We start from the raw sequence: 17582 nt of genomic DNA, 5'->3' as shown, positions 1-17582 counted from the left end.
ATGTTCTATGCCATTCCCCGCCCGGCGCGCCCAGCCGTCTAGATCAATATTGCGCAGCGGCTCCAAACACGCCGATGATCAGGGGATCACGTGTCGCCCTCGGATCACGGCGGATCGCCGCTTCCTCCGCACCGATTTCCCGCCAGATCGTGTTGTCCAGACTGGTCGCGAAACGATTGGTCGCCCCAGCGAAATCGATACCCGTCAGCCCCTGGATGAGTTCGCCGACCAGAGGGTCCTGCGAAATTCGTATCGCCTGGCCCAGTTCCGGCACCATCGCATCTACCAGCGTGGCCCCCATCGAACCGCGAAGGAACGTGGTCGCCGCCGTCGGCCCGCCGCGCACCAGGTCTAGGGCGTTGTTGATACCGACTACGCGAACGGCGTCGGTAACCAGCGGTGCGGCCCGCGCTGCTCCGTGATAGGCGATGTCGCCGAACGCGCGGTCCAGCCGATCCTTGAACAGGGCCGAGGTTAGTATCCGCGACAGAACATCCCCGCGGGCGCCCAGCAGATTGTTGAAACCGACCTGTGCAACCTGCTGGTCCCAGAACCCGTCCGCCTGCAGCATGCGTGCGAAGGCCCGCTCGCTCGACAGGAACAGCATGCGCTGCACGGCATCGACGAGACTGAAGCGCGGCACCGACGTACAGGCCGGCAGCAAAAGCAGCCCGCCCGATGCCGCCATGCCGCCCAGCAGGGCACGTCGCCCGGTGGGTTTCACGAGAATATCGTTCATATTTTTGGTCCTCATTTCATCCCACCCTTGTTTCCATAGCCTTGCGCCGCCCATATGGCCGAGCGATGAACCGCGTGCGCTGCCTTGTCCTCAATGCTGCCCTGGGGCCCCTTGATTACAAGGTGCCGGAAGGCCTTAGGGTCGAACCCGGGTCGGTGGTCGAATGCCCGCTCGGGCCGCGGACCGTCATCGGAATCGTCTGGGAGGCCGAACGGCTGCCGGGTACCGAGGTTCCGGCCGAAAAGCTGCGACCGCTACGCGGTATACTACCCGTCCCGCCGCTTTCGGCCCCTCTGCGCCGCCTGATCGAATGGACAGCCGATTACTACGTCGCCTCTCTCGCCGGGGTGGCAAGAATGGCGCTGTCGTCCGGGGGAGCGCTGAAGGGCCCGGCGACGATGACCGAATATCGCCTCACCGGCGGCTTGCCGGAACGCATGACGCCCCAGCGCCAGGCAGCCATCGACGCACTGGACGGCGAACAGGCCAACATTCGCGAGTTGTCGGGCATTGCGGGCGTGTCCGAAGGGGTCCTGCGAGGGCTGGTCAATCAGGGCGTGCTCGAACCTGTCGAGGTGGATTGCGACCGGCCTTACGACACCGCACGCCCTGATTTCGTACAGGTCGATCTGAGCGCTGAGCAGCAGGCCGTATCCGACGTGTTCTCCGCTGCGGTGCGCAAGCGCGACTTCGCGCCGTTCCTGCTCGATGGTGTAACCGGATCGGGGAAGACGGAAACCTATTTCGAACCTGTGGCGGAAGCCTTGCGCATGGGGCAGCAGGTGCTGGTGCTGCTGCCCGAAATCGCCTTGACCGAGAACTTCCTCCACCGGTTCGAAGAACGCTTCGGCGCCGCCCCCATCCTGTGGCATTCCTCACTCAAATCGACCGAGCGCAGGCGTGCCTATCGCGCGGTTTGCGAAGGCTCGGCGCAGGTGGTGGTCGGCGCACGCTCCGCCCTGTACCTGCCGTTCGCAAAGCTCGGGCTGATCGTCGTCGACGAGGCGCATGAGACGAGTTTCAAGCAGGAAGACGGGGTGCGCTACAATGCGCGCGATGTCGCGGTTATGCGCGGCCATTTCGAAAAGGTGCCCGTCATTCTCGCAAGCGCTACCCCGGCGCTGGAAAGCCTTCAGATGGCGGAAAGCGGGATTTACGAGAAGGTCGATTTACCCAGCCGTTTCGGCGGCGCGGTATTGCCGGCGATCGAGTTGATCGATCTGACCGAAGAAAAGCCGCCTCAGGGCATGTGGCTGGCCCAGCGGCTGGTCGACGGGATCGAGGAAAGGCTGGAACGCGACGAACAATCGCTGCTGTTCCTGAACCGGCGCGGCTATGCACCGCTGACCTTGTGCCGCAATTGCGGCTTCCGGTATCAATGCCCCAATTGCAGCGCCTGGCTGGTCGAGCATCGCTTCACGCGCCGGCTGGCCTGCCACCATTGCGGGCATGAGGCGCCTGCACCGCAAGCCTGCACCGAATGCGGCGAACCCGATTGCCTCGTCGCCTGCGGGCCGGGCGTGGAACGGATTGCCGACGAGGTGGCCGAACGGCTCCCGCAGGCCCGCGTATTCGTGGCCACGTCGGACACGCTCAATTCACCGGGCCGTGCCGCAGAATTTATCGCTGCGGTCGAAGCGCGTGAAATCGACGTGATCGTCGGTACACAGCTGGTCACCAAGGGGTTCCATTTCCCCGAGTTGACGCTGGTCGGCGTCGTCGATGCCGATCTGGGGCTGGAGGGCGGCGATCTGCGCGCAGGCGAAAGGACGTATCAGCAGGTGGCCCAGGTCGCCGGGCGTGCCGGACGCGGTTCAAAGCCGGGTGAAGTCCTGATCCAGACGCGCCATCCCGAAGCCCCGGTGATTGCCGCACTCGCTGCGGGGGACCGGGACGCTTTCTATTCTGCCGAAACCGAAATGCGGCGCGAGGCCGGCGCTCCGCCGTTCGGTCGCTGGGCCTCGATCATCATATCGTCGGAAGACGACGGCGAAGCGCGTGAGGCGGCCAATCGCCTTGGTGCTTTCCGGCCGGATGTGGCGGACTGCATGATCCTGGGACCGGCCCCTGCCCCCATGGCCCTGCTGCGCGGGCGCTATCGCTATCGTTTTCTCATCAATGCCCGTCGCAGTGTGCAACTACAGCACGTCATACGGCGGTGGCTGACACAGGTCGATCACCCCGCAGGCGTGCGCGTAGCGGTCGATATCGATCCCTACAGTTTCGTCTAATCCTGCTCGCTGTCGAACACGGCGCGAGCGGCTTCTACCTTGCCGATGTTGGCGATAGCCCAGTTGCCGAGCTGGGCGACCGGGTTGCACAAGGATTTGCCGAGCGCGGTCAGCGCGTAATCGACACGGGGCGGCACTGTCGGCGTCACTGCGCGACTGACGAGCCCGTCCCGCTCCAGCCCGCGCAGCGTCCGGGTCAGCATGCGCTGGGAAATACCGGGAATTTCGCGCCGCAATTCATTGAACCGCCGCGATTCCTCGGTCAGCGCCATCACCACGCGCACGGACCATTTATCCCCGACGCGGGCGAGAATGTCGTTCACGGCCGTACATTGCGGCGCGTCGTGAACTTCAAGGGTTACACCGGTGTCCCTATCGGACACAAAAGTGCCTTCTTGTGCAAGTCGGGTTGTAGTTTCCATATAGCCTCCAAGTTATCGATAGTAACTACGGAGTTTCAATAGTGCAAATCCTTCGCATCGACAGTTCGACCACCGGCGATCAATCCATCAGCCGCAAGCTGACCGACGAGCTGGTCGCTCACTTCACGGCCAAACATCCCGACGCCACGCTCGTCACCCGCGATCTCGTCGCAGAACCGCTCGCCCACATCGACCCGATCACCACCAAGGCGATCCGCACCGCGCCCGACACGCATGAAGAAGCCGTCGCGGCTGCCTATCCCGACCAGCGCGCCGTGCTCGACGAATTTCTCGCGAGCGACATCGTCATCGTTGGCGCGCCGATGTACAATTTCACCATCCCCTCGCAGCTCAAGGCATGGCTCGATCGCCTCGGCGTGCCAGGCGTCACGTTCCAATATTCGGAAGCTGGACCGGAAGGCTTGGCGGGCGGTCGCAAGGTGGTGATCGCATCGGCGCGTGGCGGCGAATATTCCAACGATCAGATGGCGGAAAACCAGGAAAGCCTGCTGACGACTTTCTTCGGTTTTATCGGGGTGGACGACCTTCATTTCGTGCGCGTCGAAAAAGCTGGCTTCGGTCCCGACGCGATCGCCGCCGGAATGGAAGCGGCAAAAGATACGATCGCAAAACTCTGAGGCACCAAGACGGACGCCGGGCATTGAAACGGCAATGCCCGGCCCCGTTCTCGTTCCCATACTCGGCGATCAGCTGAGTCGCCAAATCGCGTCGATCCGTGGGTGCGCCAAGGACGACACCGTCATCCTGATGATGGAGGTCTGGGACGAGGCAACATACGTCAAACATCACAAGCAGAAGATCGCCCTGATCTTTTCAGCCATGCGCCACTTCGCCGACGAGTTGCGCGAAGCCGGCTGGACGGTGGCTTACGTCAAGCTCGACGACAAAGACAATGCGGGCAGCTTTACTGGCGAGCTGGCCCGCGCGGTCGAATACCATTCACCGCGCCTGATCAGGGTCGTGGAAGCGGGCGAATGGCGGGTCCGCCAGGATATGGAACAATGGCCCGATAAATTCCCCTGCGACGTGGAGATTCTGCGAGACGACCGCTTCATCTGCCCCCAGCCGGAATTCGATGAATGGGCCGAAGGCCGCACCGAATTGCGGATGGAGTTCTTTTATCGTGAAATGCGCCGAAAGACCGGCTTGCTGATGGATGGGGACAAGCCCGAAGGCGGAGAATGGAACTACGATAGCGAAAACCGCAAGCCACCCAAGGAAGGCCTTGCCGCGCCGGAACGCGCGAAGTTCGAACCAGACCAGATCACGCAGCAAGTCATCGAACTAGTCGAAGATCGATTTCGCGATCATTTCGGCAGCCTCGACAAATTCGAATGGCCCGTCACGCGCGAGGAAGCAGAAGACGCTGCCGACGCGTTTTTCGCCGAACGGATCGAATGCTTCGGTCCCTATCAGGATGCAATGGTCGCGGGCGAAGACGACCTGTTTCACTCCATGCTGTCCACCAGCCTCAATCTCGGGCTGCTCGACCCGCTCGATCTCTGCCATCGCGCCGAGCAAGCCTATCGTGACGGCAAGGCGCCACTCAATTCGGTGGAAGGCTTCATCCGGCAAATCATCGGCTGGCGAGAATACGTGCGCGGCTTCTATTGGAACCAGATGCCGCATTTGCAGACTGCCAATGAACTCAAAGCGCAACGGGGGCTGCCTGAATTCTACTGGACAGGCGAAACCGACATGGCCTGTATTGCCGACTGTATCCGTTCGACGCGCGATAACGCGCATGCGCACCATATCCAGCGCCTGATGGTGCTCGGCAATTTTGCATTGCTCGCGGGTATAACTCCGCGCGACGTACAGGACTGGTTCCTTGTCGTTTATGCCGATGCTTACGAATGGGTCGAACTGCCAAATGTGTCGGCCATGATTCTTTATGCCGATGGTGGGAAGCTCGCGTCCAAACCATACGCCGCCAGCGGAAACTACATCAACAAGATGAGCAATTATTGTGCGGGCTGTGCATACTCGCCGAACAAGAAGACCGGCGAAGGCGCATGCCCGTTCAACCCGCTATATTGGCACTTTATGCACCGGCACCGTGACCGGCTGGAAAAGAACCGGCGGATCGGCCGGATTTACGCCAATTGGGACCGGATGGGGTCTGAAAAGCAGCAGGACTATCTGCGCAGTGCAGATCGCTTCCTCGATACCCTGACTCCGGCCGGCTTGGGCTGGGCCCGGCGCGAAGATGGTTAACGCTGCGACCGCCTTAACGTCGCTTCACCGCATATTGAGGTCAGATTGACGACTCGTTTGGAGACAAATGGGGGGACGTTCATTTGCGCATAAGGTCGACCTGCACACCGGTGCCGACCCGCGGCCGTGTGCCGCATGTGATTGATGATGGACAAAGGGGGCTCATTTGCCCGCATATGCTTAACGGAGGGGGTGCATCGGACAGGTTTGGTCCGGGCACATGGCACATGCGGTTGAGGGTTTAAGGAGAAGATTATGACTGCCATTTCCAAAAGTTCGAAGACATTGGCCATAATTGCCGCACTGACTCTGCCTGTGACCGGTAGTGTCTACGCACAAGAAATCGCACCGCAGGATGGTCAGGAAGGTGAAGTTCTAACCACTGTCACCGGCACCACTCCCAGCGATCTGTCCGGCATGCCCGATGGCCCGACCGTCGAAGGCGTCATTTCCGCCCGCACGGACGACAAGATGCAGGTGACCACTGTCGATGGCGCGCGCACCATCGTAGCGATCAGCCCGGCGACTGAAATCCGCAGCAGCGGCGGTTTCCTCGGCCTTAACAAGGATACCCTGCCCCCTGCAGATCTCCTGAATGGTCTGCCTGTTGAAGTCCAAACGGTCGAATGGGCCAATCGCGGTCTGATCGCGACCAAGGTCGCGCTCAAGAGCAAGGACCTCAAGACGGCGCGGATGATCCACAACGGAACGGATCAGCGCTTTGCTTCCAATGAAGCCGCTACCGAGGCTCTGCGTGGCCGGGTCGCCAATATCGACGAATACAACGTGAAGGGCGTCACCAACGTCTATTTCGACACGGGCAAGTACACCCTGTCGGATTCCGCGCGGGCCGAACTGTGTCAGGCCGCTGGCCAGGCAGATGCAACATCCAACGCCCTGCTCCTCGTCGTCGGCTACACCGATTCGACCGGCGATTACGAGTTCAACCAGGAACTCAGCGAAAAGCGCGCGGCGCGCGTGGTCAACTTCCTCCAGCAGGAATGCAAATGGGCCCCGTATCGCATGATGACGCCGACCGGCATGGCCGAGGCGGATCCTGCGGCGGATAACACGACCGAAGCCGGCAAAGCGCAGAACCGCCGCGTTGCCGTCAACATCCTCGTCAGCAAGAGTGTAGACGGGATGGGTTCCGGGTTCTGATCCGAACCGATCTTTCAGCGAAAAGGGCGGGCCTTACGGTCCGCCCTTTTTCTATCGGTCGTTCATGCAGTCAGGATACCAACTGGGCATCTGCATCCGCCCGCTTGATCTCTTTGTGTTCGTCTTCGATCAGTCCGTGCTTCCAGTAGCTCGAGATATAAAGATCGTCCCCGCCAAGGCCCATCTGGCCGCGCAGGTAATCGCGCAGTTTCCGCATGGAGGTGAATTCGCACGCTGCCCACGCAGCGATCTTTCCTTCAGGCTGCCCGATCGATCGCAGCGCCTCGACCAAGAGATCGGGATGCCGTCCCGGTTCCGGATTGATAAGCCAACGGATCCGCATCCCTTCGGGAGCGATGATGTCCGGTCGGTCTGCCTCATCCTGTATCTCGATGACGGCTAATCCCCGAGCATTCGCAGGAAGAGCAGAAAGGTTGATGCTGATGGCTGGCAAAGCGGTCATATCACCAGCGACAAGATAGAAGTCGCGATCTTCCGGCAGGGGCTTGGGCAATCCAGGCCCTCCGACCAGGACGGTATCGCCCGGCTTTGCCGATAGGGCCCAGCGTGTCGCTGGCCCTGCGGCTTCTCCTCCATGCAATGCGAAATCGACGTCGATGGCATCACTGCGTTGATGGCGAATCGTATAGGTTCGAATCACCGCTTTCGATGTCGCAGTCGGTGGCGACAGAATGAGTTTGACATAACCGCCTGCAAAGCCGGTGGGAAAGTCTCTCAGCTCATCGCCGCCCAGCGTGATGCGGATCATCGATGGGGACAGGCGCTGGCTGGATTGGACTGTAAGGGTTCGCGGGCTTGGTCTCGTGCTCATCGCCTTCAGTTAATGCGAATCATTCGCAATTCAAGACCGATTGTTCCGCCGGATATCAAGGCGACCGCCCTTACCTCCGTTCCTGCTTCAGCAATTCGCGTTTGATATCGGGGCCATAGGCATAGCCGCCCAGGTCGCCGCCCTTGCGCACAACGCGGTGGCACGGGATCAGAACGGCCACATTGTTCATTGCGTTCGCGCTCCCCGCCGCGCGTACCGCCTTGGCATTGCCCGCCGCTGCGGCGATTTCCGAATAAGTGCGCGTTTCGCCGGAAGGGATCGCACGCAGCGCGTCCCAGCACGCCTCCTGAAAAGCGGTTCCCTTCACGTCCAACGGGATATGCGAAAAATCACCCGGTGCCTCGACGCTGGCCACGACCTCGGCGAGCAATTTTGCGAACCCGTCTCCGCCTTCAACAAGCTCGGCCTTCGGGAACCGGCGTGCCAGCTCGCTCTCGTCCTCGCCGAAAGAAAGGCGGCAGACGCCCTTCTGCGTTGCTGCGACGAGCATCGGCCCCATGCTCGTTTCGACCACCGCCCAGTTGATCGTTACGCCCGCTCCCCCATTCGCCCATGCACTTGCCGTCATCCCCAGCCGTCCTTTCGTATTTTCGTAAAAGCGCGATGCCGATCCATAGCCGGCCTCATAGATTGCGCCGGTCACGCTTTCACCGGCCGACAGGGAATTGCGCGCACGTTCTTCGCGCAGGGCCCGGGCGTAGCTCGCCGGCGAAAGACCGATCGCGCGCTTGAAGATGCGCTGGAAATGCGTCGGCGAATAGCCGGTCAACTCGGCCAGAACCGCAAGCGAAGGGACGTCCTGCGCATTGCGGATCTCGTCGATCGCGGCCAGCACGGCTGCCTCGTCCCGCCCGACGTCGTCCGGCAGACAGCGCTTGCACGCCCGCAAGCCTGCTGCCCGCGCCGCCGCACAATCGGTAAAGAAGCGCACATTGCCCCGGTCCGGATGTCGCGCGGCGCAGGATGGCCGGCAATAGATACCCGTGGTCAGCACGCCGGTGACGAACCGCCCGTCATAGGTTCGGTCGCGCCGCATGACGGCGGCCCAGGCAGTGTCGTCGGTGATGGTCACGGCAGCCTCCCTATAGCGCATGGAACGCCGATGTGCGCCAGTCCCCCGCGCGATGCATCCCGCATCTTGCGATCAAAGCCAATGATCTTCACAAGGCGGCTCCGATGGGACGCCTTCCACTCCTCCTTGCCGCCTTGCTCACGCTCCTCGCGCCGGCGATGGCCCATGCGGATCCTGCCGATATCGATGCGGCCGCCCGCGGCGTGGTGCGCGTCGTGATCATCGGCGAAGAGGATGGCGAACTGTTCCCGATCAGCCACGGCACGGGCTTCGCCGTCGCCCCGGACAAGGTCGTGACGAACGCCCATGTCGTGCGCGACGCGCTGCGTGACGAGGTGATGAAGATCGGCATCGTCCCCACTGGCGGCGGCGAGGCGGTCTATGGCCAGCTCATCGCCGTTTCGACGCGCAACGATCTGGCGCTCATACGGATCACGGGCGATCTGCGCCTGCCCCCGCTGGCGATTGCCGGCGGCCTGCCGCCCGACAGCGGCGAGGTAACCAGCGTCGGTTATCCGATGAATGTCGACCGCGCCCAGGGGCTCGACATCAGCGACATCTTCCGCAGCCAACCTCCGGTGAAAAGCCGCGGCTTCATTTCGGGCGCGCGCCCCAGCCGTCAGTTCGACACCATCCTGCACACCGCCCCCATCGCGCGCGGAAATTCCGGCGGACCCCTGCTCGACGCCTGCGGCCGCGTAGTCGGGGTGAACAGTTTCGGGGCCGACAATGATGGCGGCGATGCGGAATTCTATTTCGCCGTATCCAATCGCGAACTTCTCCCCTTCCTGCGCGAAAACGAGGTCGAGCCCCGCGTCAACAACACCACCTGCCGTTCCATGGCCGATCTCGACGCGGCCGAGCGCGAACGCATGCAGAGCGAACAGATGGCGGCGCGCGCCGATCTGGCCGAACGCACCGAAGCCACGCGTGCCAGGCGCGAACGCGCCCAGATCGAAGCGCAGCAGGCCGTTATCATGGAGCGTGAAGACCGGGTATTCCTTGCCTTCGTGCTCCTGCTCGTTGCCTTCGGCCTGGGCCAGTGGGCGCTCGCCCTGTGGCAGCAGGACGCAGGCGAGCGTGACGAGAAGCGTCTGCGTATCGTCGGCGGCGCGACGGCCGTTGTCGTTCTGATCGCCCTCGCCGCCTATCTGACCCGCCCGGGCCTCGATGAAATCGACCGCCGCGTCGCGGCATCCATGCAGGAAGGCGCCGATGGGTCCGATGCGGAACCTGGCGAGGCCAAGGATCTGGCCCTGCTGTGCACGCTCGTGCCCGAACGCAGCCGTATCACCAGTGCGGATACGCAGGACGTGGAATTCGACTGGACCGCCGATGGCTGTGTCAACGAACGCACGCAATATGGCTTTGCCGGCGGTTCGTGGAGCCGCGTGTTCGTACCCAACGACGAGGCGGCGGTATCGGTCAACAGCTTCGATCCCGACCGCCGCATCTTCCGCAGCGAACGGTATCTTCTTCCCCGCAGCGAAATGAGCGAAGCGCGCGAAGCCCGGGCCAAATTCGAAGCGCCCCAGTGTGGCAGCGAAGGTGCCGCCTCAAGGCTCGGCGAACTGCAGAGCGAAGTGCTCGGCAAGCTGCCGCAGCAGGCGAACGAACGCCTGGTCTACGAATGCAAAGCGCGGAACTGACGGATCAGGCTGCCAGCGGTTCACCCGTCAGCGTGATGCGGTGCATCTCGCGGGCATGTCCCTGATAATCGTTCGACGCAAAATGCCAGGTCGTGCGGTTGTCCCAGATCGCCACCGACCCCGCTTCCCACGCCACGCGGCAGACATTGTCGGCCTGCGTTGCGGCGTCGTACAGACGTTGCAGCAACGGCAGGCTTTCCTGCCGTGTCCGGCCCACGATATTGATCGTGAAGGCGCTGTTTACATACAGCAGTTTGCGCCCGGTCTGCGGGTGACGGATTACGATGGGATGAGTCGCGCCCGTCTTCAGCCCCTGACCGCGCAAATCGCTGCCGATGTCGGTCTGCGCGTATAGCCCGCCTTCTTCATATATGTGGTCGGCCGTGTGGAAGGCCTCCACCCCCTCGATCTCCTGCTTCAGTTCGTCGGACAGCGCATCATAAGCCTCGCCCATATGCGCCCACAGCGTATCGCCCCCGCTTGGCGGCAGCGTCCGCGCGACCAGGATCGATCCCATCGCAGGGATCTGGTCGTAGGAATGATCCGTGTGCCATCCGCCGCCGATATTGGTGACCTGATCCGCCCGTTTGCGGACCACTGCGATTTCCGGGTGATCGTCCGTCAGCGGGAAGTAATTGTTGATGTCGATGCCGCCCCACCTCTTGGCAAAGGCGATATGCGCGTCGGGCGTGAAATCGTCCTGCCCGCGAAACAGGGCGACACCGTGCGTGAAGATCGCCTGCTTTATGCTATCCAGTTCCCGGCCATCCACACTGGCCAGATTCACACCGGTAATTTCGACCCCGCACTTCGGGGCCAGCGGTACCGTCTCCATCGCTTCTCTCCCGTGCGATTGGTTTCTTTGTGCCACGTAATTTACGCTCTTTAACAACGGAGTCCAGATTCCCGGTCCGGAGTTGGCTTGCCATTGACGGGGGGCTTTGCTAGGCGCGCGCCGACCTTGCCGGGGCGACTCCTGTCTGCCCGCGAACGGCTCGGCTCGCACAGACTTTTCTTCCGGACCCGAGAGGACCTCAAGCGCGTGGATATTTCCGCCGGTATTCAGGCTAGCCTGGCAGGGCGTTACGCTTCGGCCCTGTTCGACCTCGCCAGCGAAAACGGGACCGTGACAGCGGTCGAATCGGACCTCGACAAGATCGAGGCCGCGCTCGGCGAATCGCCCGAGCTCGCTGCCGTCACGACCAACCCCAAGGTGTCGCGCGCCAATGCGCAAAAGGCCTTGTGGGGCGTGTCCGCCCTCTTGGGCGTTTCCGAGCTGACACAGAACTTCCTTGGCGTGCTGGCACAGAACCGCCGCCTGTCGCAGCTTCCGCAGGTAATTCGCGCATTCCGCGCCATCGCCGCCGCACAGCGCGGGGAAGTCACGGCAGAAGTGACCAGCGCGCATGCGCTCAGCGATGCGCAGCTCGCCGATCTGAAAGCCAAGCTGACGGCCCGCGAAGGTCGCACCGTAAAACTTTCCACGAACGTCGACCCCGATCTGCTGGGCGGCCTCGTCGTCACCATCGGTTCGAAGCGCCTCGATGCCTCGATCCGCACCCGTCTCAATTCGCTTTCCCAGGCCATGAAGGCTTAAAGGACACACATCATGGATATCCGCGCCGCAGAAATCTCGAAGGTCATCAAGGACCAGATCGCCAATTTCGGTACCGAAGCCGAAGTCAGCGAAGTCGGTACCGTGCTGTCGGTGGGTGACGGTATTGCCCGCATCCACGGCCTCGATAACGTGCAGGCCGGCGAAATGATCGAATTCGCCAATGGCGTTCAGGGCATGGCGCTCAACCTCGAAGCCGACAACGTCGGTGCGGTTATCTTCGGTTCCGACCAGGAAATCGGCGAAGGCGACAGCGTAAAGCGCACCAATACCATCGTGGACGTTCCCGTCGGCAAGGCCCTTCTTGGCCGCGTGGTCGATGCTCTGGGCAATCCGATCGATGGCAAGGGTCCGATCGAAACGACCGAGCGTCGTCTGGTCGAACAGAAGGCTCCGGGCATCATCCCGCGTGAATCGGTCAGCGAGCCTGTGCAGTCGGGCCTCAAGGCCATCGACGCCCTCGTCCCGGTTGGCCGTGGCCAGCGCGAACTGATCATCGGCGACCGTCAGACCGGTAAATCGGCTGTCGCGATCGACACCTTCATCAACCAGAAGGAAGCCAATCAGTCCGACGATGAAGGCAAGAAGCTTTATTGCATCTACGTCGCCGTCGGCCAGAAGCGTTCGACCGTTGCACAGATTGTGAAGCAGCTCGAAGAAAACGGCGCGATGGAATACACCATCGTCGTGGCCGCAACCGCTTCGGAACCGGCTCCGCTGCAATACCTCGCACCCTACACCGGCGCTGCGATGGGCGAATTCTTCCGCGACAACGGCATGCACGCCGTCATCGTGTACGACGACCTTTCCAAGCAGGCCGTTGCCTATCGTCAGATGTCGCTCCTGCTTCGTCGTCCTCCGGGCCGTGAAGCCTATCCGGGCGACGTGTTCTATCTCCACAGCCGCCTGCTCGAACGTGCGGCCAAGATGAACAAGGCTGAAGGCGGCGGCTCGCTGACCGCACTGCCGATCATCGAAACGCAGGCTGGCGACGTCTCGGCCTACATTCCGACCAACGTGATCTCGATCACCGACGGCCAGATCTTCCTCGAAACGGACCTGTTCTATCAGGGTATCCGTCCCGCCATTAACGTGGGTCTGTCGGTTTCGCGTGTGGGCGGTGCCGCTCAGACGAAGGCAATGAAGAAGGTTTCGGGCTCGATGAAGCTCGACCTCGCACAGTACCGCGAAATGGCTGCCTTCGCGCAGTTCGGCTCGGACCTCGACGCCGCTACGCAGAAGCTCCTCAACCGCGGTGCGCGCCTGACCGAACTGCTCAAGCAGCCGCAGTTCTCGCCGATGCCGTTCGAAGAGCAGACCGTGTCGATCTTCGCTGGCACCAACGGCTACATCGACGATGTTGCGGTGGACCGCGTGACCGATTACGAAGCCCAGATGCTGAGCTTCATGCGGTCCGAACACGCTGGTGTGCTCGAAGAAATCCGCACCACCGGCAAGTTCGAAGACGACACCAAGAACAAGGTCGTCGACGCGCTAAAGACCTTCGCCAAGCAGTTCGCCTGAGTCCACGAGACACTAAGATAGGGAGCCGAAATGGCTAGCCTCAAGGAACTCAAGGGTCGGATCAACTCGGTCAAATCGACCCAGAAGATCACCAAGGCCAAACAGATGGTCGCAGCGGCCAAGCTGCGTCGCGCTCAGGCTGCGGCCGAAGCTGCACGCCCCTATGCCGAACGGCTGTCGGGCGTCATGGCTTCGCTCGCTGGCAAGGTCAGCGGCGACAGCGCACCACGGCTGCTGGCTGGCACCGGGAATGACAAGCGTCACCTGCTGGTAGTCGTCAACACCGACAAGGGTCTGTGCGGCGGTCTGAACTCCAACATCGTCAAGGCCGCCAAGATCAAGGCCCGGGCGCTTATTGCCGAAGGCAAGGACATAAAGTTCTACCTCGTCGGCAAGAAGGGCCGCGCCCCGATCAAGCGCGATTTTGCCAGCAGCATCGAAAAGCATTTCGATACCTCGGCCGTGCGCAATATCGGGTTTGAAGAAGCAGAGGCTATTGCCGATGATCTGATTGCGCGTTTCGAGAATGGCGAATTCGACGTCGCGCATCTCATCTACCCGATCTTCAAGTCGGCACTGGCGCAGGATCCGACGGTCGATCAGCTGATCCCGGTCCCTTCGCCTGCTCCTGCCGCAGCGTCCACCGGCGGCGATGCCGTGGTCGAATACGAACCGGGCGAAGAGGAAATTCTCGAAGAATTGCTTCCGCGGTATGTGAAGACCCAGCTGTTCGGTGCGTTGCTGGAACGCGAAGCTTCCGAACAGGGCGCTTCGATGACCGCGATGGACAACGCCACGCGCAATGCCGGCGATCTGATCCAGAAGCTCACCATTCAGTACAACCGCAGCCGTCAGGCCGCGATCACGACCGAACTGATCGAAATCATTGCCGGCGCGGAAGCGCTGTAAAATATAAATGGAGAGGATGCCGGAAAGTGTCGCAGAACGCTGACCGGAGCCATACTACGATGATCAAGACTATCCCCGCCCTCGCCGCTCTCGCCCTGCTTGCTGCATGTGGCAACGAACCGGCTGAACAGCCCGTGGCAGAAGTCGCGACGCCCGAACCGGTCGAAACGCTGCCCGCGCCCGATCAGGAATTGTTTTCGGTCAAGTATGCAGAAGCTTGCCCCGACGAAAAGCCCGTCAACACCGCAGTCTGCAAGCGCTCCGGCATGGGTTCTCCGGATGTCGTCTGCGAATTCGGCCTCGGTGACGACGAATACCTGCGTAACAAGGCAACACTCACTGCTGGCGAAGGCGAATGGACCTTTGCCGATCCGGAAAATGTTTGCGTCGGCTGAAGTTCATTTTTTTCAAGTAAACATTGTAGCAGGCGTCTCGAAAGTGGCGCCTGCTATCCTATAAGGCTCTGCTAGGAACCAGCCGTGTAATTCTTAGGATTATGTGGTAGCCATTCCATATCTAAGTGATTTGGAGGAATGCTATGCAGAGGAAAGCCGGACATATTTCCGCAACAATCGTCGGTGCACTTTTTCTTGTAGGATGTTCTACAACGGCGGGATCACACAATCATGTAGCAGGAACTGGTGCCATTTCGGGCTATTCTTACGGGTGCGATGAAGTGTTTTACTTCCCATCCAATGCTCGCAACGATGCCATGGTAAATGCCATGTTTGGGTCAACCGAATCCGGGGTATTCACTCAAGAATTGGATGACGCACCACGTCCTGCAAAAGATTCAAAACAGCTAGTGAATGTTGGTAAGCCTGACGATCTCCAGACGGTCAATTGCACAAGATATTCCAACTTCGCGGTGCGCCACCTCGAGCCAGGCACCTATTATTTGACGTCGACTACTGTAACATCCCAACGTGACGATCGTGGAACGAATTGGCATGTGCCCACACCGCGGCCAAGAGCAACTTTCATCGTTTCTTCTGCGATGCAACGTGTTGTGGTCAAGCCGGATATAAAAGAGAGCGTCACCCTACGTCCCGATCTGGGCAATGTTCTTCGGTGACAGATGTGCGCAAAGAACAGTCGATCGCGACTGCTCTTTGCTAACTTCTCCAAAGAAAAATCGGGCGCAGGCAGCAAACACTGCTTGACCTTGGACCTCTCCGCGCTGTGGCCATCATCCTTCTGCATTGAGGTAAGTCCTAAATGCCCAAAATTCGCACTGGACGAACGGGTGCCATTGTGCTTTGGGCCACGGCGAAATTCCGTTCCATTTCTGGAAATTTGATAGCGGCGCTGCGACGGTGCCGTGCGAAAGAAGTCAAGGACACCAAATGGCCACCGCTCCCGTACTCAACCAATCGCCCAATGGCACCATCAGCCAGGTTATCGGCGCCGTCGTCGACGTGCAGTTCGAAGGTGAACTGCCCGGCATCCTGACCGCGCTGGAAACGAAGAACGGCGATAACACGCTGGTTCTCGAAGTCGCGCAGCACCTTGGTGAAAACACCGTTCGCACCATCGCGATGGACGGCACCGACGGCCTCGTTCGTGGCCAGGAAGTCGTCAACACCGGCGCACAGATCACGGTCCCGGTTGGACCGAAGACGCTCGGCCGCATCATGAACGTCATCGGCCAGCCGATCGACGAACGCGGCCCGATCGGCGCAGACCAGACGATGCCGATCCACGCGGAAGCCCCGCTGTTCATCGACCAGTCGACCGAAGCGGCCATTCTCGTCACCGGCATCAAGGTGATCGACCTTCTCGCTCCCTATGCGCGTGGCGGTAAGATCGGCCTGTTCGGCGGCGCCGGCGTTGGCAAAACGGTTCTGATCCAGGAACTGATCAACAACATCGCCAAGGGCCACGGCGGCGTGTCCGTCTTCGCCGGCGTGGGTGAACGTACCCGCGAAGGTAACGATCTCTATCACGAATTCCTCGACGCCGGCGTCATCGCCAAGGACGCGGACGGCAACGCAACGTCCGAAGGTTCGAAAGTGGCGCTCGTCTTCGGTCAGATGAACGAACCTCCGGGCGCCCGCGCCCGCGTCGCTCTTTCGGGTCTGACGATGGCGGAATACTTCCGCGACGTGGAAGGCCAGGACGTGCTGTTCTTCGTCGACAACATCTTCCGCTTCACGCAGGCGGGTTCGGAAGTGTCGGCCCTGCTCGGCCGTATTCCTTCGGCCGTGGGCTATCAGCCCACCCTGTCGACCGACATGGGCAATCTGCAGGAACGCATCACCTCGACCACCAAGGGCTCGATTACCTCGGTCCAGGCCATCTACGTTCCCGCCGACGACCTTACCGACCCGGCCCCGGCAACCTCGTTCGCCCACTTGGACGCAACGACCACGCTGAGCCGCGCGATCTCGGAACTGGGCATCTACCCGGCCGTCGATCCGCTCGACTCCACCAGCCGCGTGCTCGAACCCCGCGTCGTCGGCCAGGAACACTACGAAACGGCCCGTAAGGTCCAGGAAACACTGCAGAAATACAAGAGCCTGCAGGACATCATCGCCATCCTCGGTATGGACGAACTCAGCGAAGAAGATAAGCTGACCGTCGCCCGTGCCCGCAAGATCCAGCGCTTCCTGTCCCAGCCGTTCCACGTCGCCGAAGTGTTCACCAACATTCCGGGCGTGTTCGTCCAGCTCGAAGACACCATCAAGTCGTTCAAGGCCGTCGTCGAAGGCGAATACGATCACCTGCCGGAAGCCGCTTTCTACATGGTAGGCGGCATCGATCAGGCGGTCGAGAAGGCCAAGAAGCTGGCCGAGGAATCGTAAGCACATGGCCCTCCACTTCGAACTCGTCACACCGGCCAAGCTGGTCCGCTCCGAAAACGTCCACATGGTCGTCGTCCCCGGAGCGGAAGGCGAATTCGGCGTGCTCGAGGGTCACGCGCCCTTCATGTCCACGATCCGCGACGGCGCCGTGCAGGTCTACAAGACCGAAGGTGCCGCTCCGGAGAGCATCGAGGTGCGCGGCGGCTTTGCGGAAGTCAGCGAAAAGGGACTGACGGTGCTCGCCGAGCACGTCGAAGGCTGAAGCTCATACGACAGAATAAACAGGAAGGGCGGCCCACGGGTCGCCCTTTTTCGTTTCGGAGCCGACTTGGCACCGAGGAGCGTAGTTACGCGTAATTTAACCA

Annotated in this window: 17 protein-coding genes; 12 read left to right on the top strand and 5 right to left on the bottom strand. The window is 61.2% G+C overall.

Annotation, left to right across the window (positions count from 1 at the left end; translation table 11 throughout):
- Nucleotides 1-43: 43 nt before the first annotated feature.
- The gene (locus KYK83_RS07095) at nucleotides 44-739 is read right to left on the bottom strand and encodes a DUF4197 domain-containing protein (protein WP_222827700.1); all 696 of its coding nucleotides are present in this window, start codon (nucleotides 737-739) and stop codon (nucleotides 44-46) included.
- A 65-nt stretch (nucleotides 740-804) separates the two neighbouring features.
- Here KYK83_RS07095 and KYK83_RS07090 point away from each other — a divergent pair, with 65 nt between their 5' ends.
- Entirely contained in the window at nucleotides 805-2970 is a 2166-nt protein-coding gene (locus KYK83_RS07090; RefSeq protein ID WP_222827699.1) for a primosomal protein N', read from the top strand.
- Here KYK83_RS07090 and KYK83_RS07085 read toward each other — a convergent pair.
- Complete coding sequence (locus tag KYK83_RS07085; protein ID WP_103024824.1) at nucleotides 2967-3353, bottom strand: winged helix-turn-helix transcriptional regulator; 387 nt, start codon at nucleotides 3351-3353, stop codon at nucleotides 2967-2969. The genes KYK83_RS07090 and KYK83_RS07085 overlap by 4 nt on opposite strands.
- 80 nt (nucleotides 3354-3433) lie before the next feature.
- Between KYK83_RS07085 and KYK83_RS07080 the strand changes: the two genes are divergently transcribed.
- The 3 genes from KYK83_RS07080 to KYK83_RS07070 all read left to right on the top strand — a co-directional run bounded on the left by KYK83_RS07080 (nucleotide 3434) and on the right by KYK83_RS07070 (nucleotide 6791).
- Nucleotides 3434-4030 (top strand): FMN-dependent NADH-azoreductase, encoded by a 597-nt coding sequence (locus KYK83_RS07080; RefSeq protein ID WP_158246666.1) that lies wholly within the window; start codon nucleotides 3434-3436, stop codon nucleotides 4028-4030.
- Nucleotides 4031-4064: 34 nt separating this feature from the next.
- Complete coding sequence (locus KYK83_RS07075; protein ID WP_222827698.1) at nucleotides 4065-5630, top strand: cryptochrome/photolyase family protein; 1566 nt, start codon at nucleotides 4065-4067, stop codon at nucleotides 5628-5630.
- A gap of 255 nt (nucleotides 5631-5885) precedes the next feature.
- On the top strand, nucleotides 5886-6791 hold the full coding sequence (locus KYK83_RS07070) for an OmpA family protein (RefSeq protein ID WP_222827697.1): 906 nt from the start codon (nucleotides 5886-5888) through the stop codon (nucleotides 6789-6791).
- A gap of 70 nt (nucleotides 6792-6861) precedes the next feature.
- Here the strand turns inward: KYK83_RS07070 and KYK83_RS07065 are convergent, their stop codons facing one another.
- Nucleotides 6862-7623, bottom strand: coding sequence for a siderophore-interacting protein (locus KYK83_RS07065; protein WP_222827696.1), 762 nt, complete (start codon nucleotides 7621-7623; stop codon nucleotides 6862-6864).
- Nucleotides 7624-7693: 70 nt separating this feature from the next.
- A complete protein-coding gene (locus KYK83_RS07060) occupies nucleotides 7694-8737 on the bottom strand; it encodes a bifunctional transcriptional activator/DNA repair enzyme AdaA (protein ID WP_222827695.1) in 1044 nt (347 codons plus the stop codon).
- A gap of 83 nt (nucleotides 8738-8820) precedes the next feature.
- Here KYK83_RS07060 and KYK83_RS07055 point away from each other — a divergent pair, with 83 nt between their 5' ends.
- Nucleotides 8821-10365, top strand: a complete 1545-nt coding sequence (locus tag KYK83_RS07055) for a S1 family peptidase (RefSeq protein WP_222827694.1) — start codon at nucleotides 8821-8823, stop codon at nucleotides 10363-10365.
- Nucleotides 10366-10369: 4 nt separating this feature from the next.
- Here the strand turns inward: KYK83_RS07055 and KYK83_RS07050 are convergent, their stop codons facing one another.
- Nucleotides 10370-11200: a TauD/TfdA dioxygenase family protein gene (locus KYK83_RS07050; protein ID WP_222827693.1), complete on the bottom strand. Its 831-nt coding sequence runs from the start codon at nucleotides 11198-11200 to the stop codon at nucleotides 10370-10372.
- 207 nt (nucleotides 11201-11407) lie between these two features.
- Here KYK83_RS07050 and KYK83_RS07045 point away from each other — a divergent pair, with 207 nt between their 5' ends.
- The 7 genes from KYK83_RS07045 (at nucleotide 11408) to KYK83_RS07015 (ending at nucleotide 17479) form a co-directional block, all read left to right on the top strand.
- Nucleotides 11408-11962, top strand: a complete 555-nt coding sequence (locus KYK83_RS07045; protein WP_103024831.1) for a F0F1 ATP synthase subunit delta — start codon at nucleotides 11408-11410, stop codon at nucleotides 11960-11962.
- A 12-nt stretch (nucleotides 11963-11974) separates the two neighbouring features.
- Entirely contained in the window at nucleotides 11975-13504 is a 1530-nt protein-coding gene (gene atpA, locus KYK83_RS07040; RefSeq protein ID WP_222827692.1) for a F0F1 ATP synthase subunit alpha, read from the top strand.
- Nucleotides 13505-13534: 30 nt separating this feature from the next.
- Nucleotides 13535-14413 carry a F0F1 ATP synthase subunit gamma gene (locus tag KYK83_RS07035; RefSeq protein WP_222827691.1) on the top strand — a complete coding sequence of 293 codons (879 nt, stop codon included), beginning with the start codon at nucleotides 13535-13537 and terminating at the stop codon, nucleotides 14411-14413.
- A 59-nt stretch (nucleotides 14414-14472) separates the two neighbouring features.
- Nucleotides 14473-14808 (top strand): hypothetical protein, encoded by a 336-nt coding sequence (locus KYK83_RS07030; protein WP_103024835.1) that lies wholly within the window; start codon nucleotides 14473-14475, stop codon nucleotides 14806-14808.
- Between the two features lie 143 nt (nucleotides 14809-14951).
- The gene (locus tag KYK83_RS07025) at nucleotides 14952-15488 is read left to right on the top strand and encodes a hypothetical protein (RefSeq protein ID WP_222827690.1); all 537 of its coding nucleotides are present in this window, start codon (nucleotides 14952-14954) and stop codon (nucleotides 15486-15488) included.
- 271 nt (nucleotides 15489-15759) lie between these two features.
- Nucleotides 15760-17217, top strand: coding sequence for a F0F1 ATP synthase subunit beta (atpD, locus tag KYK83_RS07020; protein WP_196846524.1), 1458 nt, complete (start codon nucleotides 15760-15762; stop codon nucleotides 17215-17217).
- A gap of 4 nt (nucleotides 17218-17221) precedes the next feature.
- Nucleotides 17222-17479: an ATP synthase F1 subunit epsilon gene (locus tag KYK83_RS07015; RefSeq protein WP_196846525.1), complete on the top strand. Its 258-nt coding sequence runs from the start codon at nucleotides 17222-17224 to the stop codon at nucleotides 17477-17479.
- The last annotated feature ends 103 nt before the right edge of the window (nucleotides 17480-17582 follow it).

It is taken from the genome of Qipengyuania pacifica (genome assembly GCF_019857205.1).
Classification (GTDB): Bacteria; Pseudomonadota; Alphaproteobacteria; order Sphingomonadales; family Sphingomonadaceae; genus Qipengyuania; species Qipengyuania pacifica.
The sequence above is the reverse complement of the archived record's forward strand: the minus strand, read 5'-3'. Positions and strand labels throughout refer to the sequence as shown.